The organism is Pseudonocardia nigra (assembly GCF_019396355.1).
Lineage (GTDB): Bacteria > Actinomycetota > Actinomycetes > Mycobacteriales > Pseudonocardiaceae > Pseudonocardia > Pseudonocardia nigra.
Genome location: NZ_JAHKRK010000079.1, coordinates 1 through 3,772, shown reverse-complemented (window position 1 = coordinate 3,772; position 3,772 = coordinate 1).

Sequence of the window (3,772 nt, the reverse complement as noted above, 5' to 3'; positions counted from 1 at the left end):
GGCCTGCTCGTCCCGGCCGTGCTGCTCGGTCTCCCCCGCGGCCTGGGAACCGCTGGCAGCGGAGCAGCGTCCGTCGGTGACGGCGCAGTCCGCGCTGCCGGTCGTGGTCTCCTTCGAGGTCCCCTCGCGGCGCACCGCGGCGGTGGCGGTGCTGGACCCGCCGGTGGTGGTGGCCGCCTTGCCCGTGCAACCGCCTGCGCCATCAGCACACCCGGCCTCGGCGTCGGCCATGACGGGAGTAAAGCGGTCGCCCAGCGCCACCGTGCTGGTGGTGTCGCAGCCCTCACCGCCGCCGTTGCACTCGGCCGAGGCCTTCGCCTCGCGCTTGCGGTCGGACCGCGTCTCGCTCGGGAGGGCGCGCTCGTCGGCGCCGCCGGTGCTGGTGGTCGTGCAGGTGCCGTCCTCGGACCGGCAACCCGCCTCACCCCCTGCCGCGTCGGAGAGGCCGTCCACGCCACAGCGCCCGGTGCACGACGCCGTGGTCGACGCCTGCGCGGTGGTCGTCTCGTCCTCGGACGGCTCGGCACCGGGTACGCCGTGCGTCCGGCGCACGTCCCGTCGTCTGTCTCGCAGACCGCGGCCGCCCCCGAGCGGGTGGCCCGGCTGTTCTGGCCGCAGTCCCCGGCCTTCACCGAACACGCCGCCGACGCCGTGTTCTCCCCCGTCGTGGTGCTGCTGCGGCACCCCTTGCCCGCACCGGTCAGATCACACGACGCCACACCCTTGGTGTTCCCGGAGCGGGTCTGCACCGCACACCCCGACGACACCCCCGCCAGCGCCACGCAGCGGTCCCGCACCTGCTCTCCCTCGGCGTCCTCACTCACGGACCCGCACTCGACGAACACACCACTCGAACCGCAGCCCGCCGTCGAGCCCTCCCCGTCCGGACCATCGGCTGGGACCGTGCTCGTCTCACCGCGACCGGTGGCCTCGCGCAGCTCGTCGGTGGCCGCGTAGACCTCGTCCTTGCGCTCCTCGTGCTCCCGCACGTTCTTCCGGTGCGTCGCCGCCTTCACGTCACCGGAGGAGACCTTCTTCTTCTCCTTCGCCAGCGCCGCTTCGCGCTTGCTGATCTCCCGGTGCCCCTCGACGACCTCGTCGACCAGCCCGGCACGCTCCGGCGATAGCTTCGCTGCCTCGTCCTCGACCTGCTTCTCGAGCTTCTTGTGCTTCTTCTGGTTCTGCGCGTGCTTCTTCTTGCTGACGTCCCCGGACGCGACCTTCTTCTTCTCCCGGTCCAGGGCCTTCTTGCTCTTGTCGACCTCGACCCGACCCTCGAGCACCTTCTCGGTCTGCTCGGCGGAGTCGTCGTAGGCGACCCACTCGCCGTCGCGCCACTCGCCCTCGGAGTTGGACCAGGTGTCGGTCTCCTCGTCCCATTCCCAGCCCTCGCCACTCGGCGGCGCGCGCGGGCCTCCCTCGGACGCCGACCGGGAGTGCACCCGATCGGTGGCGCAGTCCGCCGCGTCGTCGGACGTGCACGACGGCGAGTGGTTCCCGTCGTCGAAGCGGGTCGCGTCGGCTTCTGCGTCGTCGGCGTCGAACTGCGACTCCGCGGACGAGGGACGTGCCTGCTTCCGCTTTTCCGCACGCGCACCGCGCTCGCCGTCGATGTGCTGGGCGGCCTCGTCGAGCACCGCGCGGACCCCCCGGACCGCGCGCCGCAACTCCTTCGCCTCCCCGCGATCCCGACCCGATTGCGCGATCTCGTCCACCAGCTTCGCGGTCACGCCGGCGACATCACCGCCGTCGGCGATCGCGGTCCGCGCAGCCTCGACCCGCTTCATCAAACGGGCAGCCACTTCGCGCTGTGCCTCGCCGTCGGTGCCACGCTCATCGGCCTCGGCGTTCTTCCGGTCCTTCCTCTTCCCGTTCTTCTTCGCGTCGTTCCGCTCCCCGGCCTCGTCGTCGGTCACGGAGAGTTCCTTCTCCAGCTCCCGGACAGCCCGGTCGAAGTCGTTCTGCAGGGCGGCGGTGGCATCCCGCGCCGTGTCCGCACCGGCGTCCTCGACGCGGTCGGTCAGCTCGGTAATGGTGCCGACCACGTCGAGCTGCGGCTCGGCACGCGAATCATCGTCACGGTCCCGGGCCGAGTCCTTCGCATCGTCGTCCTTCGCCTTGCCACCGTCGCGCTCGTCGCCGCGTGCCGATCCGTCATTCTTCCGGTCGGCCTTCTTCTTCCGATCGCCCTTCGCGCCCTTCATGTCGACGCGCTCATGGTCGGAAGCGCCCAGGATGTCGGTCACGAGCGCGGCGTTCCGGGCCTCGAGCGCGCGTTCCAGCTTCGCCTTCTGCTCGGCAGTCGCGTCGCGGACGTACTCCTGAACCTTCTCCCGCGGCTCGCTACCGATGCGCCTGCGGTCCGACTTCTCGTCGGCCTTCTTCCGGGTCGACGCGGCCACGACCCGGTTCGCATACTCCCGCGCCTCGGCTGTCAACTCCGCCGCGACCTCCTCGGTGGCCACGCGGGCTTCGGTGTCGTCGTCGCTGCGCTTCTTCGCGGACTTCTTCTTCTCGCCGTCGCCCTTCGTGGACTTCCGCGCGGCGCCGTCACGATCAGAAGCGGCCGCATCCACGGTACCGCCGGAGGCCTTCTTCTCGGACTTCGTGTCGGAGTTGTTCTTGCCGGAGGCCTTCGTCGACCCGTCCTCGTCCGACTTCTCGGCCGAGTCGCTGTTCGCGGACTCCTTCTTGCGGGGCTCCTTCTTCTCGGCGCCCTTCTTCTCGGCGCACTTCTTGCCGGACTCCTCGCTCTCGGAGTCCTTCTTGCTGTCGCTCTTCTTGCTGTCGTCCTTCTTGCTGTCGCTCTTCTTGCTGTCGCTCTTCTTGCCGTCGCTCTTCTTGCCGTCGCTCTTCTTGCCGTTCTTCTCCGAGTTCTTCCCGGAGCCCTTGCTCTTACCCGCGTCCTTGTCGCCAGAGGGCTTTTCCTTGCCTCCCTTCTGCGCGCCCTGCGTCACAGCGGCGGCCGGCATCGTCACGGCCGCGGAAGCGGGCGACGCCAGGAAGGCGGCTCCCATCCACAGCACGACGACAGTGGCAGCCAGACCGAGCAACCACCGCAGCACACCCAGCAACCGCTGGGCCGGCGAGAGTCGCAACCGCACGACGGCGTCAGCGCACACGGCGTGGCCAATGGCCACGTCGTGGTGTGCGGACTGACTGCGCATGTCGGGGTGCTCCCAGAGTCGCCGAAGAGGGTTGCCGTGCGGAGATGTGCTGCGAGAGACAACTCGCGAACCAACGATGACGTGCAGAAACGCCAGGGGACCCACACGTCGCGCCTGAGGCAGCGACCCGCAACCGGACGGTCGACTTCACGTCCAGCAGCCCCTGCGGTGGCCATACCCGGTGCCCGTTGCGCTACGTCAGCAACCGGCAGGTGCGGCACCACATCCCCGACCCGAAGGCCGAAGTGAACGGGACGCTACCAGAAGCCGACGCGGTTGACGAGATCGACTTCGCCGCGGCGGCGGCGACGGACGGCCTCGAGCGAGGGACGTGCGGAGCGGCACGAGCACGGCCGGCGCCTCCGTCCCGAGCTCCGGGAAGGTGCTGGAACGCCTGCCGGAGGGTGTCATCTCGCCAGGGACTTCGTGCTCCGGGCAGCGTCGATGCCGGCGCCCTTCGCGCTTCTCACACCGCGCGGCCGTAAGCATTCAGCCCGATCTTGAGCGTGACCTCGTGTCGGGGTCAGTGTGATCTTGGCGGCAGTGGCGTGTCGATCACGAATGATCGGCTGGTCTGCGGTGTGATCTTGGGGTGTCCGAGCCGG